23 protein-coding genes are annotated in these 22,411 nt (G+C 63.5%); 11 read left to right on the forward strand and 12 right to left on the reverse strand.

Going from position 1 to position 22,411, the window contains the following annotated elements; all coding sequences use genetic code 11:
• Positions 1–190: 190 nt before the first annotated feature.
• Positions 191–1,210 carry a Gfo/Idh/MocA family protein gene (locus tag AC0L2A_RS21480; RefSeq protein ID WP_473610537.1) on the reverse strand — a complete coding sequence of 340 codons (1,020 nt, stop codon included), beginning with the start codon at positions 1,208–1,210 and terminating at the stop codon, positions 191–193.
• 198 nt (positions 1,211–1,408) lie between these two features.
• Between AC0L2A_RS21480 and AC0L2A_RS21485 the strand changes: the two genes are divergently transcribed.
• Complete coding sequence (locus AC0L2A_RS21485; protein WP_473610538.1) at positions 1,409–2,434, forward strand: LacI family DNA-binding transcriptional regulator; 1,026 nt, start codon at positions 1,409–1,411, stop codon at positions 2,432–2,434.
• A 69-nt stretch (positions 2,435–2,503) separates the two neighbouring features.
• Positions 2,504–3,079: a TMEM175 family protein gene (locus tag AC0L2A_RS21490; RefSeq protein ID WP_091594188.1), complete on the forward strand. Its 576-nt coding sequence runs from the start codon at positions 2,504–2,506 to the stop codon at positions 3,077–3,079.
• A 7-nt stretch (positions 3,080–3,086) separates the two neighbouring features.
• Here AC0L2A_RS21490 and AC0L2A_RS21495 read toward each other — a convergent pair whose 3' ends face one another.
• Complete coding sequence (locus tag AC0L2A_RS21495) at positions 3,087–3,368, reverse strand: hypothetical protein (RefSeq protein WP_128167136.1); 282 nt, start codon at positions 3,366–3,368, stop codon at positions 3,087–3,089.
• A 701-nt stretch (positions 3,369–4,069) separates the two neighbouring features.
• Here AC0L2A_RS21495 and AC0L2A_RS21500 point away from each other — a divergent pair.
• Positions 4,070–4,936, forward strand: coding sequence for an SDR family NAD(P)-dependent oxidoreductase (locus AC0L2A_RS21500; RefSeq protein ID WP_473610539.1), 867 nt, complete (start codon positions 4,070–4,072; stop codon positions 4,934–4,936).
• Positions 4,937–4,939: 3 nt separating this feature from the next.
• Here AC0L2A_RS21500 and AC0L2A_RS21505 read toward each other — a convergent pair whose 3' ends face one another.
• The 3 genes from AC0L2A_RS21505 to AC0L2A_RS21515 form a co-directional block, all read right to left on the reverse strand.
• On the reverse strand, positions 4,940–5,350 hold the full coding sequence (locus AC0L2A_RS21505) for a low affinity iron permease family protein (RefSeq protein WP_473610591.1): 411 nt from the start codon (positions 5,348–5,350) through the stop codon (positions 4,940–4,942).
• A 73-nt stretch (positions 5,351–5,423) separates the two neighbouring features.
• Entirely contained in the window at positions 5,424–6,065 is a 642-nt protein-coding gene (locus AC0L2A_RS21510; protein WP_473610541.1) for an LbetaH domain-containing protein, read from the reverse strand.
• Positions 6,066–6,135: 70 nt separating this feature from the next.
• Positions 6,136–6,630: a CreA family protein gene (locus AC0L2A_RS21515; protein WP_287325661.1), complete on the reverse strand. Its 495-nt coding sequence runs from the start codon at positions 6,628–6,630 to the stop codon at positions 6,136–6,138.
• A 245-nt stretch (positions 6,631–6,875) separates the two neighbouring features.
• On the opposite strand from AC0L2A_RS21515, the gene AC0L2A_RS21520 reads away from it, so the two are divergent.
• Both AC0L2A_RS21520 and AC0L2A_RS21525 read left to right on the forward strand, forming a co-directional pair.
• Positions 6,876–7,451 carry an SCO family protein gene (locus AC0L2A_RS21520; protein ID WP_473610542.1) on the forward strand — a complete coding sequence of 192 codons (576 nt, stop codon included), beginning with the start codon at positions 6,876–6,878 and terminating at the stop codon, positions 7,449–7,451.
• An 86-nt stretch (positions 7,452–7,537) separates the two neighbouring features.
• Positions 7,538–8,410 (forward strand): 50S ribosomal protein L11 methyltransferase, encoded by an 873-nt coding sequence (locus tag AC0L2A_RS21525; protein ID WP_473610543.1) that lies wholly within the window; start codon positions 7,538–7,540, stop codon positions 8,408–8,410.
• A 35-nt stretch (positions 8,411–8,445) separates the two neighbouring features.
• Here the strand turns inward: AC0L2A_RS21525 and AC0L2A_RS21530 are convergent, their stop codons facing one another.
• Positions 8,446–8,631: a hypothetical protein gene (locus tag AC0L2A_RS21530; protein ID WP_023798756.1), complete on the reverse strand. Its 186-nt coding sequence runs from the start codon at positions 8,629–8,631 to the stop codon at positions 8,446–8,448.
• Between the two features lie 580 nt (positions 8,632–9,211).
• Here AC0L2A_RS21530 and AC0L2A_RS21535 point away from each other — a divergent pair.
• The 6 genes from AC0L2A_RS21535 (at position 9,212) to AC0L2A_RS21560 (ending at position 15,289) form a co-directional block, all read left to right on the forward strand.
• Positions 9,212–11,056: an aminopeptidase P family protein gene (locus AC0L2A_RS21535; RefSeq protein ID WP_473610593.1), complete on the forward strand. Its 1,845-nt coding sequence runs from the start codon at positions 9,212–9,214 to the stop codon at positions 11,054–11,056.
• 199 nt (positions 11,057–11,255) lie between these two features.
• Positions 11,256–11,804, forward strand: a complete 549-nt coding sequence (locus tag AC0L2A_RS21540; protein ID WP_473610545.1) for an RNA polymerase sigma factor — start codon at positions 11,256–11,258, stop codon at positions 11,802–11,804.
• Positions 11,801–12,205 (forward strand): hypothetical protein, encoded by a 405-nt coding sequence (locus AC0L2A_RS21545; protein ID WP_473610546.1) that lies wholly within the window; start codon positions 11,801–11,803, stop codon positions 12,203–12,205. The genes AC0L2A_RS21540 and AC0L2A_RS21545 overlap by 4 nt, the downstream gene beginning before the upstream one ends.
• On the forward strand, positions 12,202–12,669 hold the full coding sequence (locus AC0L2A_RS21550; protein ID WP_473610547.1) for a periplasmic heavy metal sensor: 468 nt from the start codon (positions 12,202–12,204) through the stop codon (positions 12,667–12,669). Before AC0L2A_RS21545 ends, AC0L2A_RS21550 begins: the two co-directional genes overlap by 4 nt.
• A 258-nt stretch (positions 12,670–12,927) precedes the next feature.
• On the forward strand, positions 12,928–14,112 hold the full coding sequence (locus tag AC0L2A_RS21555) for a DUF1800 domain-containing protein (RefSeq protein WP_473610549.1): 1,185 nt from the start codon (positions 12,928–12,930) through the stop codon (positions 14,110–14,112).
• A gap of 37 nt (positions 14,113–14,149) precedes the next feature.
• Positions 14,150–15,289, forward strand: a complete 1,140-nt coding sequence (locus AC0L2A_RS21560) for a DUF1501 domain-containing protein (RefSeq protein WP_473610550.1) — start codon at positions 14,150–14,152, stop codon at positions 15,287–15,289.
• Between the two features lie 24 nt (positions 15,290–15,313).
• On the opposite strand, the gene AC0L2A_RS21565 is transcribed toward AC0L2A_RS21560, so the two are convergent.
• From AC0L2A_RS21565 to AC0L2A_RS21590, 6 genes are all read right to left on the reverse strand, one after another.
• Positions 15,314–15,610, reverse strand: coding sequence for an AzlD family protein (locus tag AC0L2A_RS21565; protein WP_473610551.1), 297 nt, complete (start codon positions 15,608–15,610; stop codon positions 15,314–15,316).
• Positions 15,607–16,335: an AzlC family ABC transporter permease gene (locus AC0L2A_RS21570; RefSeq protein ID WP_128167158.1), complete on the reverse strand. Its 729-nt coding sequence runs from the start codon at positions 16,333–16,335 to the stop codon at positions 15,607–15,609. Before AC0L2A_RS21570 ends, AC0L2A_RS21565 begins: the two co-directional genes overlap by 4 nt.
• 283 nt (positions 16,336–16,618) lie before the next feature.
• The gene (locus tag AC0L2A_RS21575) at positions 16,619–17,311 is read right to left on the reverse strand and encodes a DUF2461 domain-containing protein (protein WP_473610594.1); all 693 of its coding nucleotides are present in this window, start codon (positions 17,309–17,311) and stop codon (positions 16,619–16,621) included.
• Complete coding sequence (ligA, locus tag AC0L2A_RS21580; protein WP_473610553.1) at positions 17,311–19,515, reverse strand: NAD-dependent DNA ligase LigA; 2,205 nt, start codon at positions 19,513–19,515, stop codon at positions 17,311–17,313. Before ligA ends, AC0L2A_RS21575 begins: the two co-directional genes overlap by 1 nt.
• A gap of 140 nt (positions 19,516–19,655) precedes the next feature.
• Positions 19,656–21,326, reverse strand: coding sequence for a DNA repair protein RecN (gene recN, locus AC0L2A_RS21585; RefSeq protein ID WP_473610554.1), 1,671 nt, complete (start codon positions 21,324–21,326; stop codon positions 19,656–19,658).
• A gap of 13 nt (positions 21,327–21,339) precedes the next feature.
• The gene (locus AC0L2A_RS21590; protein ID WP_473610556.1) at positions 21,340–22,209 is read right to left on the reverse strand and encodes an outer membrane protein assembly factor BamD; all 870 of its coding nucleotides are present in this window, start codon (positions 22,207–22,209) and stop codon (positions 21,340–21,342) included.
• Positions 22,210–22,411 lie beyond the last annotated feature (202 nt).

The following is a 22,411-nucleotide window of genomic DNA, read 5'->3' on the forward strand; positions in this document are numbered from 1 at the left end:
AGAAGCGGGTTTGGCATCGTCACCCTTCCCAGAGCAAGATGAGGTTAGTTTTGGTCATTCTGCCGGGCTGGTTTGGGCCAAATCCTTCGGGCTCTGGCTCGGGTGTAGCACCACTACGCCCTTCGCCAGACCCCTCGACCTTGTCCCAAACCATCACCGGCAGAATGACCAAAACTAACCTCATCTTGCTCTATGTGATCGCGACCCGGCGCCCGGTTTCGGCGCTTTCGATCGCGGCAAATACCATGGCCAGGCTCTTGATGTTGTCGGCGCCACGCGTCTCCGGCTCGCTGCCGGTTTCGACGGCGCGCACAAAATCCTGGATGATGCCGAGATGGCCGCCGATGCGGTCATTGGGATCGAGCGGCGGCACGGAGAGCGGCTCTGTGCGATCGAACAGGCCTTCACGGATAGGCCGCGCGACTTCCGCCCTCAGCCCATCCTCGCCGTCCCAGACCAGGCTGCCGTGCTCGGCGACGATGCGCCATGTGCTCTCCCAACTGGTGCGGAACCCGTCGGCGCACCAGGAGCCGGCATAGGTGAACAGCTTGCCGCCGCCGAGCTCGAAGATTGCGGTGGCCGACGATCCCTGCCGGTACCAGGAATTGACCGGCTCCCATTCCTGGCAGTAGACGCTGGCCGGCGCGCCGCCGACCATGTAGCGGGCGGCGTCGAAAGTATGGATCGCCATGTCGAGCAGCAGGACATGGCGCATCTCCTCGCGAAACCCGCCGAAATGCGGCGCGACGAAGAATTCGGCGTGGATGCTGGTTGGCGCGCCGATGGCGCCGGAATCGAGAAAACGCCTGATGCGCCTGACATTGGCGACATAGCGGCGGTTCTGGACGACGGCGTGCACGCGCCTGGCGCGTCGGGCTGCCTCGACGATGGCGCGCGCGTTCTCCGGGCTGTCAGCCAGCGGCTTCTCCGTCAGGAGGTGGCAGCGATGGGCAAAGGCCGAAAGCGCGACATCGCGCCGAGCCGCCGGAACCACGACGTCGAACACAGCGTCGGGCTTGGTCTGGTCGAGCACGGCGTCAAGATTGGTCCCGACAATGGCGCCGGCAAGCTCGTATTCGCGCGCCCTTGCCTTCGCCCTGTCTGCGTCGAGGTCGACAAGGCCGACAATAGCCAACCCGTCGATCTGCCTCGCCGCATCGAGCCAGTGCTTGCTCATCGCTCCGCAGCCGACCAGGACGACATTCATCATCCAGCGCTCCTCCTCCGTTCGGCCCCTCCAGACCGATCGTCACGGCATTCACGGCATGACCGTAAACGTTTTTCCGTAAACGTTTACGAGAACACACCGGAAGGCGTAGAATGTCAATTGGCCGCTCGCGAAAATCACCTAGATCACCTTGGCCTGAAGAGCGGTCGATGATAGCCAGGCAAGGGGGAGAACTGTCCTTTGGCGTCCAGCATCCACGACCTTGCGCGTCACCTGAACATTTCGATCGGCACCGTGTCGCGCGCGCTCAACGGCCGTGCCGACGTCAATGCCGACACCCGCCAGCGGGTGCTCGATGCGGCGGCAAAGCTGAACTATTCGCCGAACCAGTCCGGCCGCAGCCTGCGCCGCGGCGCCACCCACTCGATCGCCTTCATGCTGCAGCCGCACCCGGGCGACCAGCAATATGGCGAGCCGTTCTTCATTCCGTTTCTGACCGGGCTGCAGGCGAAACTCGCCGAAAGCGGGCTCGACCTGATCGTGGTGATGGGCGCGCCGGGCGACTACCAGCAGGAGCGCCTGCGCCGGGTGGTCGAGACGCGCCGGGCCGACGCCGTGGTGCTGGCCTATACGCGTCGCGAGGACGAGCGCATCGATTACCTGACCAGGGTCGGATTCCCGTTCGCGACGCTCGGCCGCAGCCGCTCCGGCGGCAAGACCTATCCGTCGCTCGACCTCGATTTCGAAAAAGCCGGGGCCGACGCGGTCGACCGCCTGGTGGCGCGCGGCCATCGCCGCATCGCCGCCATCCGCCCGTCCCTCAACCTCAATTTCGGCTACCTGTTCCTGGCCGGCTATCGCAAGGCCTTGCGGCGGCACGGCATCGAGGTCGACCCCGGGCTGATCGCGAAAGGCTTCATCAATGAAGCCGGCGGCGACGCGGTGACGCCGCAGGTCATGCGCTCCAAGGACCCGCCGACCGCCATCATCTTCAACAATGACGCGATGGCACTCGGCGGCTGCAAGTCGCTGGCCGAGATGGGTATCAAGCCGGGCCACGACATTGCGGTGATCGTCATCGTCGACACGCCGCTCTGCCGCTATTTTTCACCGGCACTGACCGGCTTCCGCCCTCGCCTGGAGCCGATGGGACGGCGGCTTGCCGAAATGTTGCTGGCGTCGATCCCGGCCTTCGCCGGCCCCGAAGGCGCGCGGATCATCCGTGAGGTCTGGCCGCTGGAGCTGATCGCGCGCGACAGCGATTGATGATGGCCGGGCCTTCCCTCCAGCCACGTCGATCGCCTAGGATGAGTCAGGCGCAGCAGGTGAGAATCCATGGGCAAGGGACGGGTCGAGGCATTTTCCGATGGCGTCATGGCCATCATCATCACCATCATGGTGCTGGAATTGAAGGTGCCGCATAGCGCGGATTTTTCCGCGCTGGCACCGCTATGGCCCACCTTTCTCAGCTACGTGCTGTCCTTCATCTATGTCGGCATCTACTGGAACAATCTGCACAACATGTTCCACACCGTGCAGCGGGTCGATGGCCGCGTGCTGTGGGCGAATTTGCATCTGCTGTTCTGGCTGTCGCTGATGCCCGTGACCACCGCCTTCATGGGCGAAAACCATTTCGCGCCGGTGCCTGTCGCCGTTTACGGTGTTGTCCTGGCGCTTTGCGCGGCCGCCTACTTCATTCTGGTCGTCCTCCTGCACCGGCTGCATGGCAACGACACTGCCTTCGCCAGAGCGGCAGGCACCGATCGCAAGGAAAAGATCTCGGTGGTCCTCTACATCGCCGCCATTCCGCTGACCTTCGTCAATCAATGGATCAGCGTCGCGCTCTATGTGCTGGTTGCCATGATCTGGTTCGTGCCGGACAAGCGTTTCGAAAGGCAGATCGAAAAATAGGTCCGCCCTATCCCCGCATCGCCTTCAGCTTTTCCGCCACCGAGGCCGCAAGGTCGGCATAGCGCTCCTCCAGCCGCTCGGCCGCCTTGATCACCGAAAAATCATGGCCGAATTTTTCCAGCGCCATGCGCAGCTTCTCGACGAACTCCGCCTGCTTTTCGAGCGCCGAAAACAGCGTTCTCACTTGCGCTTCGCTGATGTCGGGATTGGCAAGCATTTGCGGCACCTCACGGCTCATCTGGTCGCCGGTGGCGGTCTGTTCTTTCAGGATCTCGATCCAGTCGGTCAATCGGTAATCTCCTTCTTACGCGGACAACATGCGCAGCGCCTGCCGATGTGGTCAACCCAAGGACGCCTAAGCGCCACCGGTGCGGCAGCCTGATGTATTCTTCGAGGGTCATGGATTCCTTCGCTGGCATAAATTAGCATCGCCTCGTTTCACTCGGAGCGAGCGCATGCGAAATGCACTTATGATCATTATTTTTATGCTCGCGGGCTGTGCCAGCCAGCTGAGTGTCAAGTATGTCGGACCCGCCGGAAAGTATGGATCAGGTTCGATCGAGATGAGCGGGACGTTGTCCAACGGACGGTTTCAGGTTTCGGATCAAAACGGCACATGCGAAGGAAAATTCCGGTCATGGTCGAATTTGACGATCACAATCCCAGTTCACTGCACGGATGGAGCCAAAGGGACCGTTACGCTCACTCGTATAATGGACGGACCACTTACCGCGACAGGCGTCATGGTGCTGGATAGCGGTCAAACACGGCAAGTGGTCTACGGTCAGGCAGCGAATTAATAGTTCGGCCACGCCGGCGGCCGTACCGGTCCATAGAGCGACGATGCTCGACATCGGTTGCTAATACTGGTCGAGCGTGGCGAAGGCGATTTTCAGATCCTACCGCGCACATCCGGCAGCGGGCCCAAACGGGCTTGCGCGAGCCTGTCGCCGCGTTAAGTTCGGCGCAACCTGAACGAGGACACGATCGATGACCACCGACGCCGAAATCCAGAGCGCTTTGCCTGCCCTTAGCTCCGGCAACGTTGCCGTCATCACCGGCGGCGCCAGCGGCATCGGCCTTGCCGCGGCCAGGCGGCTGGCGGCAATGGGCCTGAAAATCGTGCTTGCCGACATCGGCGGCGCGCGGCTCGATGAGGCTGCCGGTGCCGTTGCCACGATTGCCGGCGAAAGTGGCGTGCTCGCTGTCGCCACCGACGTCTCGAAAGCCGACGAAGTCGACCGGCTGGCCGAAAAGGCATTCGATGCCTTCGGCGGCGTGTCGCTGTTGATGAACAATGCCGGCGTCGGCAACAATCCCGGCAAGCCCTGGGAGAACCGCGACGCCTGGAAGCGGCTGCTGGACATCAATTTCTGGGGCGTCGTCCATGGCGTCGAGGCCTTCGTGCCGCGCATGCTGGCTGCAGGAAAACCGGGCCTGATCGTCAACACCGGCTCCAAGCAAGGCATCACCACGCCGCCCGGCAACCTTGCCTACAACGTCTCCAAATCTGGCGTGAAGAGCTTCACCGAAGGCCTGGCGCATGCGCTGCGCAACGAGCCCGGCGGAAAGATTGCTGCGCATCTGCTCATTCCGGGGTTCACTTTTACCGGCCTGACCGAGGGTGCAACCGAAAAGCCCGCCGGCGCCTGGACCGGCGAGCAGGTGATCGACTTCATGCTGGCCGCGCTGGTGCGTGGCGACTTCTACATCCTGTGCCCCGACAACGAGGCGACACGGACCATGGACGAAAAGCGCATGGCCTGGGCGATCGGCGACATCATCGAAAATCGCCCTGCTCTGTCGCGCTGGCACCCGGACCACAAGGAGGCTTTCGCGGCGTTCATGGAAAGCTGACGCTCACGCATGTGTCTTTGAGCCGCGCTTTTGTGCAGTGGCTTTCTTGACCGCCGTATCATGCCGTTTCGCCGCCTGTTCACATTTTCTACGGATCTCCTCGACCTCGGATTCGGTCAGGTGCTCGATGCCGATTAAGGTATTGTGAGCTTTGCCGACCCGGATCAACTCGTCGAGTTTCGTCTGAATCGCCGTGCCATCGCGGTTCTGGGTGTTTTGGATGAGGAACACCATCAGGAAGGTGACGATCGTCGTGCCGGTGTTGATGATGAGCTGCCACGTATCGGAAAACCCGAACATCGGTCCGCTTGCCGCCCACGCAACAATGATCAGGAAACAGACGGCGAATGTCGACGGCAGACCGGCTAGATGCGCAACATAGTTGGCGACCCTGGTAAAAAGCTTCTCTATCATGGCAGGAGAAACAACCAGCATCCGCTGAGGTTCCCTCCTTTCACCGACGTAGCCGTTCAGAGAGCCGCAAGGATCAGGGGATTTCGTGCTCCCAGCGGTCGAGGAAGGCCTCGATGGAAAGCGCCTGCATGTCAGGAATGGCCCTGGCGAGTTTTTCGACCGACCAGTCCCACCAGCCGAGGCTTTCAATCCGCGCAGCGGTTTTCTCGGCAAAACGCTGGCGCAGCGGCTTGGCCGGAACCCCGGCGACGATCGCATAGGCAGGTACATCGCGCGTCACCACCGCATTGGCGCCGACGATCGCGCCATTGCCGATACTCACATCAGGCATGATCACCGCACCATGACCGATCCAGACGTCGTGGCCGATGGTGACGGACGTCGCCCGCCGTCGCTCCCGAAATCTGGCGTCGACGCCGAGCCAGCGGAAATACTCGTTTGGCCGGTAGCTGATCTTGTGCTGGGTCAACCGTTCGATCGGATGCTCGAGCGCGTTGATACGGCTGTTGGCGGCGATCGAACAGAACTTGCCTGTTGTCGTGTAGATCGCCTCGGCGTGGCGCTCGAAATAGGAGAAGTCACCGACTATGACTTCGCGCAAGATGACCCGCTCGCCGATCGAGGCGTAGCGCCCAAGCTTGCATGCCTTCAACTCCGCGGTCGGGTGGATCCGCGGCTCGGGGTCTTTCAGGACGAGGTTTTCGGGACGGTCCATCCCGGCGGCTTTACGCCCGAGCGGTTAGTCCCGCAAGCGGGAGCAATCGTCCGTCACCTGTTTCCAGAGCCTATTTCGGCTTGCCGTTGGTCCACATCACGTTCTGGCCATAGAGCGGCACCGTGGTGACCGACATTTTCGCTGAACCGTCCTGCACCTGGCGCGAATGCGACAGATAGATCAGGGTCTCGTTGGCTTTGTCGTAGATGCGGTTCACCACCTGTTTCTTCCAGATCAGGCTGATGCCTTGCTTGAACACCTCCTCGCCGGTCTCGCTCATGTCGATGTCGCCGATGGTAATCGGCCCGGTTTGGCGGCAGGCGATCGAGGAATCGGATGGGTCCTCGAACCAGTTGCCCTTTTGCAGGCGATCGATCACGCCACGGTCGAAATAGGAGACATGGCAGGTTACGCCTTCGACCTTCGGGTCCTTGATCGCCTCGACGATGATGTCGTTGCCGAGCCAGTCGACGCCGACCTTGCCGACCTCCTGGGCGACAGCCGCACCAGCACCGATGACAAGGCACGCGGCCAAAGCGCCGCCGATCAGTTTTCGCCCAATCAGTCCTTGCCCAATCAGTCGTTGCCCAATCAACCTTTGCAAACGAAGCCTCCTGCGGTTCGGGTTTTGCCGACCTCAGGTGGGACGGGCGGCAGCACTTTGCAAGCGGATCATTTTTTAAGAGAAAGCCGGTTGCGGCAACGCGACATCTTTGCGCGAGCGAGATCAAACCGTTAAGAGTGTTCGCCCAACAAGCTCCAAAGGCGCCGACACGGCGCCGATGAAAATAGCGACGGACAGCCAATTTGATGATGCGTTCAATACTGGTCGGCATTCTCGTCCTGATGGCGGCGGGCATCGGCTGGCTCACCTTTGAATGGTACCGCGGGCATTATGGCGGCGAGCCGTTCGGCGCGCCGTTCACGCTGGTCGACCAGAAGGGCGCTCCGATCAGCGAGGCTGCCTTTCGCGGCCAGCCCAGCGTCGTCTTCTTCGGCTTCACCCACTGCCCGGAAGTCTGCCCGACCACGCTGTTCGAACTGGCCGGCTGGCTGAAGACGATGGGCGACGATGGCAAGAACCTGCGCGCCTATTTCGTGACGGTCGACCCGGAGCGCGACACGCCCGAAATCATGAACGCCTATATCAGCAACTTCTCCGATCGCATCCTCGGCATCACCGGCGACCCGGACAAGGTCCGCGCCATGGCCAAATCCTTCGGCATCTATTCGAAAAAGGTCGATACCGGCAACGGCGACTACACGATGGACCACACTGCTTCGGTGCTGCTGCTCAACGCCAGGGGCGATTTCGCCGGCACCATCGCTTATGGCGAAAGCCCCGACGCCGCCGTCGCCAAGCTCAAGCGGCTGGCGGCAGGTTAGTGCATGGTCCCGAACCGACGGTCCGCGCCAGCGAAAAGTGGGAACCGGTTTTCGGACAAGATCATGCTCACGAAGAAAATCGTTTGATGACCCAAACGCGGCTTTATTTCAGCACTGGAAAGATCGAGGCCGACCGTATCTTCGCGGCGTTCGAAGCGGCATTCGAAGATGAGGGCCTGCCGATTGGCTTGGTCGAAGTCGACGAGGACCGCGACATCCACGAAGTGTCGCTCTATGCCGACGGCGATGTCGATGCCGTCGAGGCGCGCTTGAAGGAGATCCTTGCCGGGCTGGCACTGTCGAGGCCGATTGCGCGCGAGCCCGTGCCTGATATCGACTGGGTGACGCGTTCTTTGGAGGGGCTGAAGCCGGTGCGCGCCGGCCGTTTCTTCGTCCACGGCGCGCATGACCGCAGGAAGCGCCACAGCGGCGAAATCGCCATCGAGATCGAAGCGGGCCTGGCTTTCGGCACCGGCCATCACGGCACCACCGCCGGCTGCCTCGAAATGCTGGAACAGGTCGTGCGGCGCGAGCGCCCGCGCAACGCGCTCGACCTCGGCACCGGCAGCGCGGTGCTGGCCATCGCGCTGGCCAAGCTCGCCCATATCCCGGTGCTGGCGACCGACATCGATCCGGTCGCCACAAAAGTCGCCGCCGCCAACGCGCGGCTCAACCACGTCAAGGCGCTCGTCGAAACGGTGACGGCGCTGGGCTTCCACCATCCGATTTTTGCCGCGCGCGGGCCTTTTGGCCTCATCGTCGCCAATATACTGGCGCGGCCGCTGATGCGGCTGGCGCCCGAAATGGCCGGGCATATCGGTTTGGGCGGCTCGATCGTGCTGTCAGGCATCCTCGACCGGCAGCGCGACGCGGTGATCTCCGCCTATGTCGGCCAGCGGTTCCGCCATGTCAGGACGTTGCATCGCGAAGGCTGGGTGACAATCCACCTCAAGCGGTGACGCGCAGCGCCTTCAACCGCACGCCGCAAATTCGCTCAGACATAGCGCGACCTTGCCGCCTTCTTCAGTTCTTCGCGATCGTAGCCGTTGGCTTTCAGCGTTTCGTCGTCAAAGCCAAGCAGAACGCCGCTCACATAGCGGCTCGCTTCGCGCTGGCGCGCTTCGATGAGAGCGTTCACGGCGCTTCTGAAAAATCCGCGTCTGGCTGAATTCGTGGACATGATGGTCTCCTTCGCAGGGCAGTAAGACTCGTTCCTCCACGCCAAAAACGTAAGCTCTGCTGACCTTTTTTTAAATCGCTGATTCTGCATGGCGTCCATGCGCAAAAGCGATGCTGGACCGAACAGGGCAATCACTGCAGGCAAAAGAGGGCCTCCCAGCTCTCGTAGAATGACCACCGTCGATGTCGGCGCTGCCCCTCATTGCCCTGCCGGGCATTTCTCCCCGCATAGTGACGGGGAGAAAAACGCCTTCGCGAACGATTTCGCCAATCTCCAGCGTTGCGGAAAGGATGCCGAGGTTGCGGTCAGCCCCTTCTCCCCGTCACTATACGGGAGAAGATGCCGGCAGGCAGATGAGGGGCAGCGCGGACCTGAAGCGATTGTCCGGCTGGACCGAATTCGGCCGGCGCCTGGCGTAGCAAAAGTCGATTCCGATTTTCGGGGTCATGCGCTACGGTCGCGCCAAAGCATCGGGCCCAAAAGTGGAAACCGGTTTTGGGAAAACCCGATGCTTGTGAGCGGCGGCACGGTTCGACTTGAAAGTCCGCCGCTCACATCCAGCATCCGAGGAGAGGCCATGATGTTCCAGACCTTTGATTCCGCAGGCGACCCCGCCGTCGGCAAGCCGCGTGTGGCGTTGCTGCGTCAATGGCTGGCGGCCAACGGGCTGGATGGCTTCATCGTGCCTCGTGCCGACGAGCATCAGGGCGAATATGTCGCCGACCGCTCGGCGCGGCTGAAATGGCTGACCGGCTTCAGCGGCTCGGCCGGCGTCGCCATCGTGCTCGGCGACCGTGCCATCATGTTCGTCGACGGCCGCTACACGCTGCAGGTGCGCCACGAGGTCGATCTCGACATCTTTTCGATCGAAAGCCTGGTCGACAATCCGCCCGCCACCTGGATCAAGGACAATCTCGGCAAGGGCGTGCGGCTTGGCTTCGACCCGTGGCTGCAGACGATCGGCGACGTGAAAGCGCTGAAAGCGTCGGCCGAAAAATCGGGAGCGACATTGGTGCCGCTCGAGAGGAATCCGATCGACGTCATTTGGGAGAACCAGCCCGAACCGCCGCTGGCGCCGGTCGAGCTTCATCCTATCGGCTTTGCCGGCGAATTGGCCAAGGACAAGCTGGCGCGGCTGGCCGAGTCGATCGGCAAGGATGGCGCCACCCATGCCGTGCTGACCGACCCGTCGTCCATCGCCTGGGCCTTCGACATCCGCGGCGGGGATGTGCCGCACACCCCTCTGGCGCTCGGCTTCGCCGTGCTCGCCGCCGATCGATCGCACCTGCTTTTCATGGACCAGCGTAAGTTTTCACGCACCGTCGCGGCCTATCTGACGCAGCTCGCCGAATTGCACGAACCCGGTGAATTCGAAGCTGCGATCGCAGCCCTGGCCAAGGGCGGCGCGAAGATCGCGCTGGATCCGGTGCTGGCGGCGGAGAGACTGAGAATGCTGGTCGAGGACAATGGCGGCACCGTCATCACCGCGCCAGACCCTGCCCGCATTCCACGCGCGACGAAAAACCAGGCCGAAATCAACGGCGCCCGCGCCGCGCACCGCCGCGATGGCGCCGCCGTCGCCAAGCTGCTTTGCTGGCTCGACCGCCAGGAACCCGGCAAGCTCGACGAGATCGCGGTCGTCACCAAGCTCGAGGAGTGCCGCCGCAGCACCGGCGAGGAAACACAAATGCCGCTGCGCGACGTGTCCTTCGATACCATCGCCGGCGCCGGCCCGAACGGCGCCATCATGCACTACCGCGTTTCCCGCGCCACCAGCCGAAAGCTTCAGTCTGGCGAACTGTTCCTGCTCGATTCGGGCGGGCAGTATCAGGACGGCACCACCGACATCACCCGCACCGTGCCGATCGGCACACCGACCGAGGAAATGCGCGAACGCTTCACGCTGGTGCTGAAGGGCATGATCGGCATTTCCATGCTGCGCTTTCCCCCGGGCACGCGCGGCTCCGAGATCGACGCCGTGGCGCGCCTTGCCCTGTGGAAACACGGTTGCGATTTCGCCCATGGCACGGGCCATGGCGTCGGCTCCTATCTGGCCGTGCACGAGGGCCCGCAGCGCATCGCCAGGACCGGCACCGAAAAGCTGCTGGCAGGCATGATCGTCTCCAACGAGCCGGGCTACTACAAGGAGGGTTCTTACGGCATTCGCATCGAGAACCTCATACTGGTGACGCCGGCCGAGCCGATAGAGGGCGGCGACATCGCCGTGCATGGCTTCGAGACGCTGACGCTGGCGCCGATCGACACCAGGCTGGTGCGGTCGGACCTTTTGACGCGCGACGAGTTGCATTGGCTCGACACATACCACGCCCGCGTGCTGGCCGAGATCGGACCGATGCTCGACGGCGAGGCGCTGGCCTGGCTGGAAAGGGCAACCGCACCACTGCCGCACGACCAGAAGATTTGATTTCTCGGAAAGACTGGTGGCTCAGCTAGGGACCCAGGATGCCGGTCCGCAGGCAATGGCCTGCGGCCTTATCGCTGCCTTCTAACCTCCAAGGGTCGCCGACGGATTTCACAGCGAAACTCGTTGAAGACACATGGCGGGTGCAGGGTGACGGTCGTGTCGGCACAAGGTCTGGCGTGGTGGAACGAGAAGGCAGAGCGTGGGCGAAACCGACGAGCGGCTGCTGGCGCTGATCGCTCAGAACAATGCGGCTGCGGTGGAAGCCATGGTCGAGCGCAAGCTGCCGCGGCTGATCCGTCTCGCCACGCGAATGCTGGGCGACCGCGGCGAGGCCGAGGATGTCGCGCAGGAGACGTTCTTGCGCATCTGGCGGGCGGCTCCGGGCTGGCGCGCCGGCGAGGCGAAGTTCGACACCTGGCTGCATCGCGTCGCGCTCAATCTCTGCTACGACCGGCTGCGCAGGCGGCGGGAGACGCCGGTGGCGGAACTTCCCGATCGCCCCGACGAACGCCCGGGCGCAGAAGCGGATATGCTCGCAGCCGACGATCAGCACCAGGTGCGGCGCGCGCTGGCCGAGCTGCCGGAGCGCCAGCGCGAGGCGATCGTGCTGCAGTATTATCAGGAGCTTTCGAACGGCGATGCAGCAGAGGTCATGGGCATCAGCATCGAGGCATTGGAAAGCCTGTTGTCGCGGGCGCGGCGGCAGCTGCGCTCCAGGCTCGGACGAGACAGGGACGAAATGACATGACTCCAGAGAGGTTTTCCGAGCTCGTTGCCGCCTATGGCGGGTCGCCGCAGCGCTGGCCTGAAAACGAGCGCGCGGCAGCGCTGGACTTCATCGCCGCCAATCCGGCTCAGGCCGAAGCCGCACTTGCACCGGCGGTGGAGCTCGACGATCTGCTGTCGCGCCATCGCGTCGCAGCTCCGGACGACGCGCTCGCGCGAAGGATCATCGCCACGGCGCCGTCTGCGCTTTGGCGCCGCAACCAACTCGTCTGGCGGTGTGCCGGATTGGCCGGCATCGGACTGGCGGGCGCGCTGGCCGGGGCGCTGACAGTCGCCGTGCTGCTGCCGCCCAACAGCGCCCCTGACGATGGCGACACCTATGCGCTGACCGCATTCGGCGACATGCAGGGGGACGTGCAATGAGCGAACGCAGCATCAGGATCCTGCTTGCCGTCTCGCTGGCACTGAACGTCTTCGTGCTCGGCGCCGCCGCCGGCGCTGGCTATACATGGCAGGCGCAGCAGGGGCAGCGCGACAGAACGGGCGACCAGCGCGGCCTGCGCTTCGCCGCTGCCGGCCTGTCGCCCGACCAGCGCAAGGCGTTCCGCCAGGCGCTCGCAGAGGCGCGGCGCCAGTCGGCTGCCGACATCGAAGCGGCTCGGGTCGGCCGCGAGGCGGTGGCGCGCCTGATCGAGGCTGAGCCGATCGACGCAGCGGCGGTCAATGAGACGCTCGCCTCGGTCCGGCAAGCCGATATGGCGCTGCGCGGCCGGCTCGAACAGGCAATCGTGACCTTCGCGACGGGACTGACGCCAGCCGACAGGACGCGACTTGTCGACGGCCTGCGCGGCCGCAGCAACATGCTGCGCCGAGCGGGCGAAAAATAGCGCTGGAAACAGCGACGGATTCCAGTCGCTGCCGCGTTGAAGCCTCCAAAAGCAATGCTGACGGAGGCACCATTGGCAAGTCCGAGCGATGTCGCGGTTGCGCTCAACCGCTTCGGCCTGGGCGCCCGGCCCGACGACGAGGCGCCGGCCGACCCGAAATCCTGGCTGATAGCGTAGTTCGAAAGCTACGACGCAAACCCGGCGGTCTTTTCCGGTGCGCAGGACTCGGCCACACTCGGCGCCGGCTATGCCGAAGCGATGCTCGAGGCCAAAGACGCCGACGCGGCCGCAAAGATGGCCGCCCGCAAGGCGGCGCGCCAGGAGGCTCAAGCGCTTTATCGCGACGAGGTCGACATGCGAGCACGCGCAGCGCTCGAAACATCGACCCCCTTCGTCGAACGGCTCGTGCATTTCTGGTCGAACCATTTCGCCATCTCGGCGGAGAAACCGCAGGTGACCCTGATCGCCGGCGCCTTCGAGCGCGAGGCGATCCGCCCACATGTGCTCGGCCGCCTCGAGAATATGCTACTCGCCGCCGAGCGCCACCCGGCGATGCTGTTCTATCTCGACCAGGTGCGCTCGATCGGTCCCAACTCAAGAGTTGCCAAACGCGCCGCAAAACGCAACGCCAAGCGCAAACCCGGCATCAACGAGAACCTGGCCCGCGAAATCATGGAACTGCACACACTCGGTGCACGCTCCGGCTACAGCCAGGCCGACGTGACCGAATTCGCACTGGCGCTGACCGGTTTCAGCACCGGACGCGCTAAAGGGCGAGGCCAGGCCGGCGCTTTCACCTTTCGACCCGGGCTGCACGAACCGGGCCAACGCACGATCATCGGCCAGACCTACGACCAGCGCGGCGACAAACAGGCGCTCGCCGTGCTCGGCGACCTCGCGGCGGCCGAGGCAACCGCAACGCACATCGCAACCAAGCTGGCGCGCCACTTCATCGCCGACGAACCGCCGGCCGCGGTCGTGACGCGGCTCGCCGAAGCCTTTCGCCGGTCAAAGGGCGATCTCGTCGCGGTCTACCGCGCGCTCCTCGACAGTCCAGAAGCCTGGCAACCAGCAGCGGCGAAGTTCAAGACGCCGTGGGAATGGACGATCTCGGCGCTGCGCGGCCTGGGCCGCAGCGAACTCGGCAAGCCGCGTCTGGCGCAACTGCTCAACCAACTCGGCCAACCGGCATGGCGGCCGCGTTCGCCGGCCGGCTATGACGATGTTGCCGGGAGCTGGGCAGCACCCGACGTACTGGTCCGCCGGGTCGAGGTGGCGCAGCGCCTCGCCGCGCAGGTTGGCGATATCGATCCGCGAGATCTCGCGCGAAAACTCTTTGCCGGCTCGCTCAGCGACCTGGCGATGGCCGAGATCGAGCGCGCCGAGAGCCGGCGCACCGGCATCGCGCTGCTGCTCGTGTCGCCCGAATTCCAACGAAGATGACTTTCAGCGAAGATGATTTCCAGAGGAGATGACCAAGATGGAACGCCGTCAATTCCTTACTCTCGCCGGCGCCGGCCTCGGCTCGATGCTGATCGCGCCGCGCATCGTCTTCGCCAATGTGGAAACCGATCGCCGCTTCGTTTTCATCATCCAGCGCGGCGCCGCGGACGGGCTGGACACGATCATTCCCTATGCCGACCCCGCCTACCGCGCACTGCGCGGCCCATTGGCCATCGACGATCCGATAAAGCTTGACGGCCCGTTTGGCCTGCATCCTTCGCTCACCGGTCTCCGCAAGCTGCATCAGGACAAGCAGGCGCTGTTCGTCCACGCGGTCGCTTCGCCCTATCGCGAGCGCTCGCATTTCGATGGTCAAAATGTGCTCGAAAGCGGCGGCAGCTCGCCCTACGAGCGCAAGGACGGTTGGCTGAACCGGCTGGTCGGCATGCTGCCGAAGTCTCGCGGCGAAGCAATCGCTTTTGCACCGACCATCCCGCTGGCGCTGCGAGGCGAGGCAGACGTCACCTCCTATGCGCCGTCCGCCCTGCCGGAGGCGCCGGACGACCTGATGACGCGCGTCGGCAAGCTCTATGACGCCGACGAACAGCTGCATGCGCTGTGGAGCAGCGCGATGGAGACACGGGCGTTGGGCGCGGTGAACGCGCAGCGCAAGGACGCAGCGAGCGTCGGCCGCACCGCTGCGGGCTTCCTCGCCAAGGCCGGCGGCCCGCGCGTTGCCATGATCGAAACCAGCGGCTGGGACACCCATAGTGGCCAGCAAGCCAGGCTGGCCAACCAGCTCAGAGCGCTCGACGCGCTCATCGATGGGTTGCACGTTGGCCTCAGCGATATCTGGAAGGATACGACCGTGCTGGTCGCCACCGAGTTCGGCCGCACTGTCGCCGTCAACGGCACTGGCGGCACCGACCACGGTACGGCATCGGCTGCGATGATCGCTGGCGGAGCGGTGAATGGCGGGCGGGTGCTGGCCGATTGGCCGGGACTGTCTGCCGGTGCGCTCTACCAAGGACGCGACCTCGCCCCGACGCTCGACCTCGACGCGCTGATTGCGGTGACGGCAGCCGAAACGTTTGGTCTCGATCCGCAAGAGACGATGCGCAGGCTCTTTGCAGGAGGTCGATTCGATCCCGCGATCTCCAACATCGTGCGCAAATAGGACTGGCGTACTCAGCCGGTCCGGTTACCCGACGAACTGCCGGGCCAGCACCAGCACGACGGCGCCGGCCAAAAACATCGCCATAAGCCCGTTGCGCAGCGAGACCAGCCCGGCAACGATCAATGCCGCCCATTCCGCCGGCCCGCCGCCAAGTGCTGCCGGCGCCACCAGCGTCGTCAGCACTGCGGCAGGCACAGCGTTCAGCCCGGCCTCGACGCGCGGATGGATGTTTTCGAAGCGCGAGATCACCAGATGGCCGCCGATGCGGGTCAGATAGGTCGCGATCGCGCCGGCGATGATGATCCACAAGGTCGTGCTCATGGCCGCGCCTCCACGCCGCTGTGGCGCGGCGGCAGGATGACCGCGAGCAGCACGCCGGCCACGGCGCCAATCGAGACGTGCCAGGGCGAGCCCACCGTCTTGTAGGCGATGATGGAGGCAGCAGCACTGGCGACAACCACCGGCAGCCACAGTGGCCGTTTGCGAAAGCCCATGACCAGTCCGAGGAAATAGATCGGCAGCAGAAAATCGATGCCCAGCGCATGGGTATCGGGAATAAGCCTGCCGAATACCGCGCCAAGCGCGCTTTCGGTCACCCAGAACACATAGACCGGCAGGCCAAGCCCCATATACCAGGCGAAGCCGACCGTCTCGCCAGCCTCCGCCTTGCGCTCGGCCACGGCGAACTGCGGATCGGTGAGCAGGAAATAGCCGACCGCCTGCTGCACCGGCGGCCAGTGCGCGATGCGCCGGCCGATGCCCGCGGAGTAGAGCACATGGCGGAAATTCACGGCGAAGATCGACAGCACGATCAGCCATGGCGCGACATGCTGCCCGAACAATTCGATGCCGACCATCTGGCTGGCGCCGCCGAAAACCATGGCGCTCATCAGCAAGGCTTCAAGCACCGAAAATCCGTTGTCGACGGCGAGCGCCCCGAACAGCAGTCCAAACGGCGCCGCCGCCACCACGACGGGCATGCTGAGCCGCACGCCTTGCCAGAAATCGCTTTTTGCGCGGTTTTCGGAGATTGCTTCCGCCGACATCAGCCACTCCTTAGAGCGCCGCTCGTCCTTTTGGACGAGCAAAGGACGCTCTAACACCTTGAATCCACGAGCGCCGCTCGTCCTTTTGGACGATCAAAGGACGCTCTAACACTTTGAATCCACGCGTCGGGCCATCCGAAAATCGATCCCGATTTTCGGGCCGATGCGGGGGAAAGCTGGTATGTAGGGAGCGCTGTCAGCCTTGTCACACCAATTCGCTTGAGCCAACGATCAGCGGAAGTGATCCTCGTCGCAGGTTCAGGCGTGCGCGTTTGGCCAGTGCTCAGTCCACCGGGACCTTGGCTTCGATCGCCCTGCCCCAGTCGAGCAGCGGCTTGGCCCGCAAGGCGAAATCGACCAGCTCGTCGACCAGCGCCGGCCCGTGGATTCCCGCAGGGTCGACTTCGTGCCGGACGGCGAAATGCCGGTTGCGGATGGCCGCCGCGAGATCGGCCGCCGTGACATGCTCGAAGCCGCGTGGTGCTCGCTTCATGCAGCCTTCCGCGTCGAGTTCGAGGCGGTTTTGCTTCAGCGCCTCGATCAGCGCCCGGAATTCGCCCGGCCGCGTCGCGATGGCGTTGCGCATTGCCAGCAGCAGCGCCGGCCCGGGCTGCCACCAGGCAACGCCGGCAAAGCAGCGCTCAAGCCCGATATGGACGAAGAACACGCCCTGTTCCATCTTGGTGCCGTCAGGCGAGAGGATTGCCGACAGATGCCGGTTGTAGGGTCGTTTGTCCCTGGCGAAGCGCACGTCGCGATTGATCCGGAACAGCGACTTCTTGCGATCGCCGCGCAAACCCAGCCCTACCGCCGCGAAATGCTCGGAGAGCGTTTCGACCAGATCGCCAAAGGGCTCGCGCAACTCGCATTCAAAGAGGTCGCGGTTTTCCAGAAACCACTCCCGGCTTTGATGAAAATCGAGCGCCTTGAGGAAGGGAATTGCCTTTTGGCCGAAACCGGTGAACGCGCCTTCCATCACGCCTTGCCGATCCGCGCCAACCAAGCGTCTTCGTCGATCACCTCGATGTCGAGTTCGGTGGCAAGCTTGAGCTTGGAGCCAGCACCTGGGCCCGCCACCACGAGATCGGTCTTCGCGGAAACCGAGCCCGCGACCTTCGCGCCGAGACGTTCGGCCATCGCCTTGGCTTCAGGGCGCGTCATCTTTTCCAGCGTGCCTGTAAACACGATCGTCTTGCCGGCGACCGCGCTGTCGGCCGAGACGTTTACAATGTACGGTTTCGGGTGGACCTGCGCGAGCAGCGCTGCAAGCACGTCGTCGTTGCGTTCATTGCCGAAGAAATCGCGAAGCGCACCTATCACCGTGTCGCCAATGCCGTTGATCGATGGGAAAACGGTGTGTGGATCGGCAGCCGCTGCTGTCTCCTTGCCGATGCGGATCAGCTCCTCAATGGTCGAGAAGGATCGGGCAAGCACAGCGGCCGTGGTTTCGCCGATATGGCGGATGCCTAGCGCAAAAATAAAGCGATCGAGTTCCGGTTCGCGACGAGCGTCGATGGCCGCGAAGAGCTTGTCGAGACCTTCGTAGTTGCGTTCCTCGACACCGCGTACATTCTTGCGCGTCTTGCCCGATGCGGCCTCGCGCTGTCTGGCCTGCTCCTCGCGCCGCTCAGCCAGAGCCTTGGTGACGGCGGGACGGCGATCCCTGAGAGTAAAGATATCGGCGGCTGTTTTGATCAACCCCGCATTGAAGAACAGGTCTATGTTTTCAGCGCCCAGGCCTTCGATATCCATGGCGCCGCGTGACACAAAGTGGCGCAATCCTTCCACGGCCTGCGCGGGACAGATCAGTTCGCCGGTACAGCGTCGACGGGAATCTTCCTTGCCAGTCTTTTCGTTGATCTCGCGCGTTGCGGGTGAGCCGCAGATCGGACACTTGTGCGGGAATTCGTAGGGCACGGCATCAGGCGGACGCTTGTCGATAACGACACTGACGATCTGCGGAATAACGTCCCCTGCGCGCTGGATCACGACTGTGTCGCCGATACGTACGTCATAACCGTCGCGTATCGGCTGGCCGTTGCTGTCCAGACCCTTGATGTAGTCTTCGTTGTGAAGCGTGACATTTTCGACCACCACGCCGCCAACGGTGACGGGAGCTAGCCGTGCAACGGGCGCCAGCGTGCCGGTACGGCCGACCTGAATGTCGATCCTAAGCACGGTCGTCATCGCCTGTTCAGCCGGAAACTTGTGGGCGATGGCCCAGCGTGGTTCGCCGGTGACGAAACCCCATCTGCGCTGCAACTCCAACTGGTCGACCTTGTAGACGACGCCGTCGATGTCGTAGCCGAGCGATGAGCGCTTGGTCTCGATCAGGTGATAGTGCGCGACCAGTTCCTCGACCGACTTTGCCCGCACCATCAGCGGACTGATCTTGAATCCCCACTCTGCGAATTTTTGCACCGAATCGTACTGGGTCGGAGCCGGATCCTCGGAAGTATAGCCCCAGGCGTAGGCAAGGAACTTGAGATTGCGGCTGGCGGTAACGGATGGATCCTTCTGGCGCAGGGAACCGGCCGCAGTGTTGCGCGGATTGACGTAGTCCTGGCCGCCGACCGCCGCCGACCGTTCCTTCAGCGCCTTGAATTCAGCATAGGTCATGTAGACCTCACCGCGTATCTCGATGATATCAGGCCAGCCTGAGCCCTTCAGGGTCTTGGGGATGTCGGCGATTGTCCTGAGATTGGCGGTGATGTCCTCCCCAACTGCGCCGTTGCCGCGCGTTGCTCCCTGCACGAACACACCACCTTCATAACGCAACGAAGCCGATAGCCCGTCGATCTTCGGCTCAGCCGTGAAGGCGATGTCGAGATCCTTGTCGCGATCAAAGAATCGCCGGCCACGTTCGATGAAGTCGGTGACGTCCTGGTCGGTATAGGCCTTGGCGAGACTGAGCATCGGCACCGCATGGCGCACCTTGGCAAAGCCTTCCGCCGGTGGCGCGCCCACTCGGCGCGATGGCGAATCCTCTAGCACCAAAGCGGGGAAGCGCTGTTCGATGGCGAGGTTGCGCCGCGTTAGCGCGTCATATTCCGCGTCCGTTATAATCGGTGCATCCTCGGTGTGGTAGCGCCGGTCATGCTCGGCGATCTCAGCCGCCAGCCGCTTTAGCTCGCTTGCGGCCTCGCTTTCGCTCAGCGAATCAACTGGTTTTTCGGCCATGCATTGCTCCCTTCCCGATGGCGCGACACAATAGAACAGGATTCTCTCATGAGGGAGAGACCGGGCACGAAAAAATCATTGCTGAACAGCGGGATGGAGCCACATCCTGACTCGATCCACGACGCCGAGCATGAGCTCCGCTATGCCGCGGTGTTTTCGCGAAGCAGCCGCTCGGCCGCTGCGCGCGCCTCGTCGGTGATGGTCGCCCCGGCAAGCATTCGCGCGATCTCTTCCTGGCGCGCCGCCCGGTCCATCTCGGCGATGCCGGTGGCGACGCGATCGGCGCCGCCGGATTTGGAGATCAGGAAATGCGTCGCCGCGCGTGCCGCCACTTGCGGCGCGTGCGTGACCGACAGCACCTGCACGCGCTTCGACAGCCGCGCCAGCCTTTGCCCAATGGCGTCAGCCACCGCGCCGCCAACGCCGGTGTCGATTTCATCGAACACCAACGTCGGCGCCGAGCCGCGGTCGGCCAGCGCCACCTTCAGCGCCAGCAGGAACCGCGAAAGTTCGCCTCCGGAGGCGACTTTCATCATCGGGCCCGGTCTCGTGCCGGGATTGGTGCGCACCCAGAATTCGACCTGATCGAAGCCGTCTTCCATGCGGCTCTCGGCCTCGCTTGTCATTTCGACGATGAAGGCTGCCCGTTCAAGCTTCAGCGCCGGCAGTTCGGCCATCACCGCCTTGGTCAATCCGACCGCCGCCGCATGGCGAAGCGACGAAAGCTGGGCAGCGGAAATGTCATAGGTCTCGCGCGCGGCGCCGGCCTGCTTCTGCAGCCCGTGCAGGCGCTCCTCGCCGGCGTCGAGATCGGCGAGGTCTGCGGCCATCGTATCGCGCAATTGCGCCAGGTCGTCGACCGCCACACTGTGCTTGCGTGAGGCGGCGCGCAGCGAAAACAGCCGCTCCTCGGCCTGTTCCAGCCGCCGCGGATCGTATTCGGTGGCGCGAAGTGCAGCTTCCACGCCCGATTGCGCTGCGTCGAGCGACAGCATCGCCTCATCGAGCGATTTGACCACGTCGTCGAGCAGGCCGGGCGCCTCCGTCACCTTGCGCTGCAGCCGCCGCAACAGGCTGGCGAGTTGCGGCAGGGGCGAAGACGGGCCTGACAGCACATCTTGCGCATCGTGGATTTCCGAGGCTATCTTTTCCGCCCGCATCATCGAGGCGCGCAGCTCGGCAAGGTCGGCTTCCTCGCCTGGCTGGGGGTCGAGCTTCGTCAATTCGGCGACCGCGGCGCGCAGATAGTCGGCCTCGCGGGCCGCCGCTTCCACCTTGGCGCGATGCCGCGAAAGTTCCTGTTCGCAGGCCCGCCAGTACCGCCATGCCTCGCCGGTCGCCCGCACAGCGCCGAGATGACTGCCAAAACTGTCGAGCAATTCGCGATGGGCGCCGGGATCGACCAGGGCACGCTCGTCATGCTGGCCGTGGATCTCGACCAGCGCGTGACCGACATCGCGCATCAGTGTCACGCTGGAAGGCTGGTCGTTGACGAAGACGCGGGTACGGCCATCCGCCGTCTGCACGCGGCGCAGAATGATGTCGCCATCGTCCTCGATAGCGTTGTCGGCAAGCAACATGCGGGCAGGATGGTTGCGCGGCACGTCGAACACGGCAATGACCTGGCCCTGTGCCGCGCCATGCCGCACCAGCGAGGCGTCGCCGCGGGCGCCAAGCGCCAGCGACAGCGCGTCGAGCAGGATGGATTTTCCAGCACCGGTTTCGCCGGTCAGCACCGAAAGACCGGACGAGAAGTCGATGTCCAGCTTCTCGATCAGAACGATATCGCGGATCGACAGTCTGGAAAGCATGGTGACGCGCCGCTCAGGCGCCGGTGATCAGCTTCCCGGCCTTGGCGATCCACGAGCCCGCATTCTCGCGCGGCTCGAGCCCACCAGTCTGCAGGAGCTTGTAGGAATCCTTGTACCACACGCTGTCGGGATAGTTGGTGCCGAGCACAGCAGCGGCAGTCTGCGCTTCCGATGTCAGCCCCATCGCATAATAGGTTTCGGTAAGACGCGCGAGCGCTTCCTCGACATGGCGCGTATTGGAATAGGTCTCCACCACGACGCGGAACCGCTTGACGGCCGCGATGTATTCACGGCGCTCGAGATAATAGCGGCCGATCTGCATCTCCTTGCCGGCGAGCTGGTCGTTGGCGAAGCGGATCTTTTCCTTGGCGTCGTCGACATATTCGGAATCGGGCCAGCGCGTCACCAGATCCTGCATCGTCTGCACGGTCTGACGCGCTTCCTTCTGATCCTGGGTGACATCCCTGATTTGCCGGTAATAGCTCAGCCCGATGATATACTGGGCATAGGCAGCGTCGTCGGTCGACGGATAGAGCGTGAGATAGCGCTTGGCCGAACCGATCGCCTCGGTATAGTTGCCTTGGCGATAGTCGGCAAAGGCGCCCATCACCATCGATTTGCGGGCGTATTCGGAATAGGGATGCTGGCGGTCGACAGCGCCGAATTTGCGGCTCGCCTCCGGCAGGCGCCCGGCATTCAGATTGGCGAGGCCCTGATTGTAGAGAACGTCTGCCGGCTCGGTCTGCTCGACATAGGTCGACAGGTCGACATCCTTTTCGGACGACATGCAGGCCGACAGCAACAGCGATGGAACAACCACCGAAAGCGCCAGGAAAACAGCCCGATGCGGCGCTTTCGATTGACCAATTCGCTTGAAGAACATGATTGGATTCCGCCCTTTCGGCGTCATTTCAGTCGACATCTCGCCCTGGGGCAGCAGGCATAACCATAATCGCCGTGCCCGGCAACGCTATCTCCGGCCATTCGCACATTTTTGTGGCAGCCTGGCGCAACCCGCACACTTGCGTGATTTCGCCGGCCGATGGTGCATTCATGCAACACAGGCCGGCGGCCATAAAACCCGA

The organism is Mesorhizobium sp. WSM4844, assembly GCF_055811775.1.

What these genes read in the sequence shown, in the direction of transcription:
- AC0L2A_RS21535 (WP_473610593.1), top strand. Translation starts at nt 9,212, where the DNA reads ATGTTCCAGACCTTTGATTCCGCAGGCGACCCCGCCGTCGGCAAGCCG.
- AC0L2A_RS21520 (WP_473610542.1), top strand. Translation starts at nt 6,876, where the DNA reads ATGATGCGTTCAATACTGGTCGGCATTCTCGTCCTGATGGCGGCGGGC.
- AC0L2A_RS21480 (WP_473610537.1), bottom strand. Translation starts at nt 1,210, where the DNA reads ATGATGAATGTCGTCCTGGTCGGCTGCGGAGCGATGAGCAAGCACTGG.
- AC0L2A_RS21490 (WP_091594188.1), top strand. Translation starts at nt 2,504, where the DNA reads ATGGGCAAGGGACGGGTCGAGGCATTTTCCGATGGCGTCATGGCCATC.
- AC0L2A_RS21555 (WP_473610549.1), top strand. Translation starts at nt 12,928, where the DNA reads ATGCTCGAGGCCAAAGACGCCGACGCGGCCGCAAAGATGGCCGCCCGC.
- AC0L2A_RS21500 (WP_473610539.1), top strand. Translation starts at nt 4,070, where the DNA reads ATGACCACCGACGCCGAAATCCAGAGCGCTTTGCCTGCCCTTAGCTCC.
- AC0L2A_RS21505 (WP_473610591.1), bottom strand. Translation starts at nt 5,350, where the DNA reads ATGATAGAGAAGCTTTTTACCAGGGTCGCCAACTATGTTGCGCATCTA.
- AC0L2A_RS21575 (WP_473610594.1), bottom strand. Translation starts at nt 17,311, where the DNA reads ATGGAAGGCGCGTTCACCGGTTTCGGCCAAAAGGCAATTCCCTTCCTC.
- AC0L2A_RS21560 (WP_473610550.1), top strand. Translation starts at nt 14,150, where the DNA reads ATGGAACGCCGTCAATTCCTTACTCTCGCCGGCGCCGGCCTCGGCTCG.
- recN (WP_473610554.1), bottom strand. Translation starts at nt 21,326, where the DNA reads ATGCTTTCCAGACTGTCGATCCGCGATATCGTTCTGATCGAGAAGCTG.
- AC0L2A_RS21530 (WP_023798756.1), bottom strand. Translation starts at nt 8,631, where the DNA reads ATGTCCACGAATTCAGCCAGACGCGGATTTTTCAGAAGCGCCGTGAAC.
- AC0L2A_RS21550 (WP_473610547.1), top strand. Translation starts at nt 12,202, where the DNA reads ATGAGCGAACGCAGCATCAGGATCCTGCTTGCCGTCTCGCTGGCACTG.
- ligA (WP_473610553.1), bottom strand. Translation starts at nt 19,515, where the DNA reads ATGGCCGAAAAACCAGTTGATTCGCTGAGCGAAAGCGAGGCCGCAAGC.
- AC0L2A_RS21565 (WP_473610551.1), bottom strand. Translation starts at nt 15,610, where the DNA reads ATGAGCACGACCTTGTGGATCATCATCGCCGGCGCGATCGCGACCTAT.
- AC0L2A_RS21570 (WP_128167158.1), bottom strand. Translation starts at nt 16,335, where the DNA reads ATGTCGGCGGAAGCAATCTCCGAAAACCGCGCAAAAAGCGATTTCTGG.
- AC0L2A_RS21590 (WP_473610556.1), bottom strand. Translation starts at nt 22,209, where the DNA reads ATGTTCTTCAAGCGAATTGGTCAATCGAAAGCGCCGCATCGGGCTGTT.
- AC0L2A_RS21510 (WP_473610541.1), bottom strand. Translation starts at nt 6,065, where the DNA reads ATGGACCGTCCCGAAAACCTCGTCCTGAAAGACCCCGAGCCGCGGATC.
- AC0L2A_RS21545 (WP_473610546.1), top strand. Translation starts at nt 11,801, where the DNA reads ATGACTCCAGAGAGGTTTTCCGAGCTCGTTGCCGCCTATGGCGGGTCG.
- AC0L2A_RS21525 (WP_473610543.1), top strand. Translation starts at nt 7,538, where the DNA reads ATGACCCAAACGCGGCTTTATTTCAGCACTGGAAAGATCGAGGCCGAC.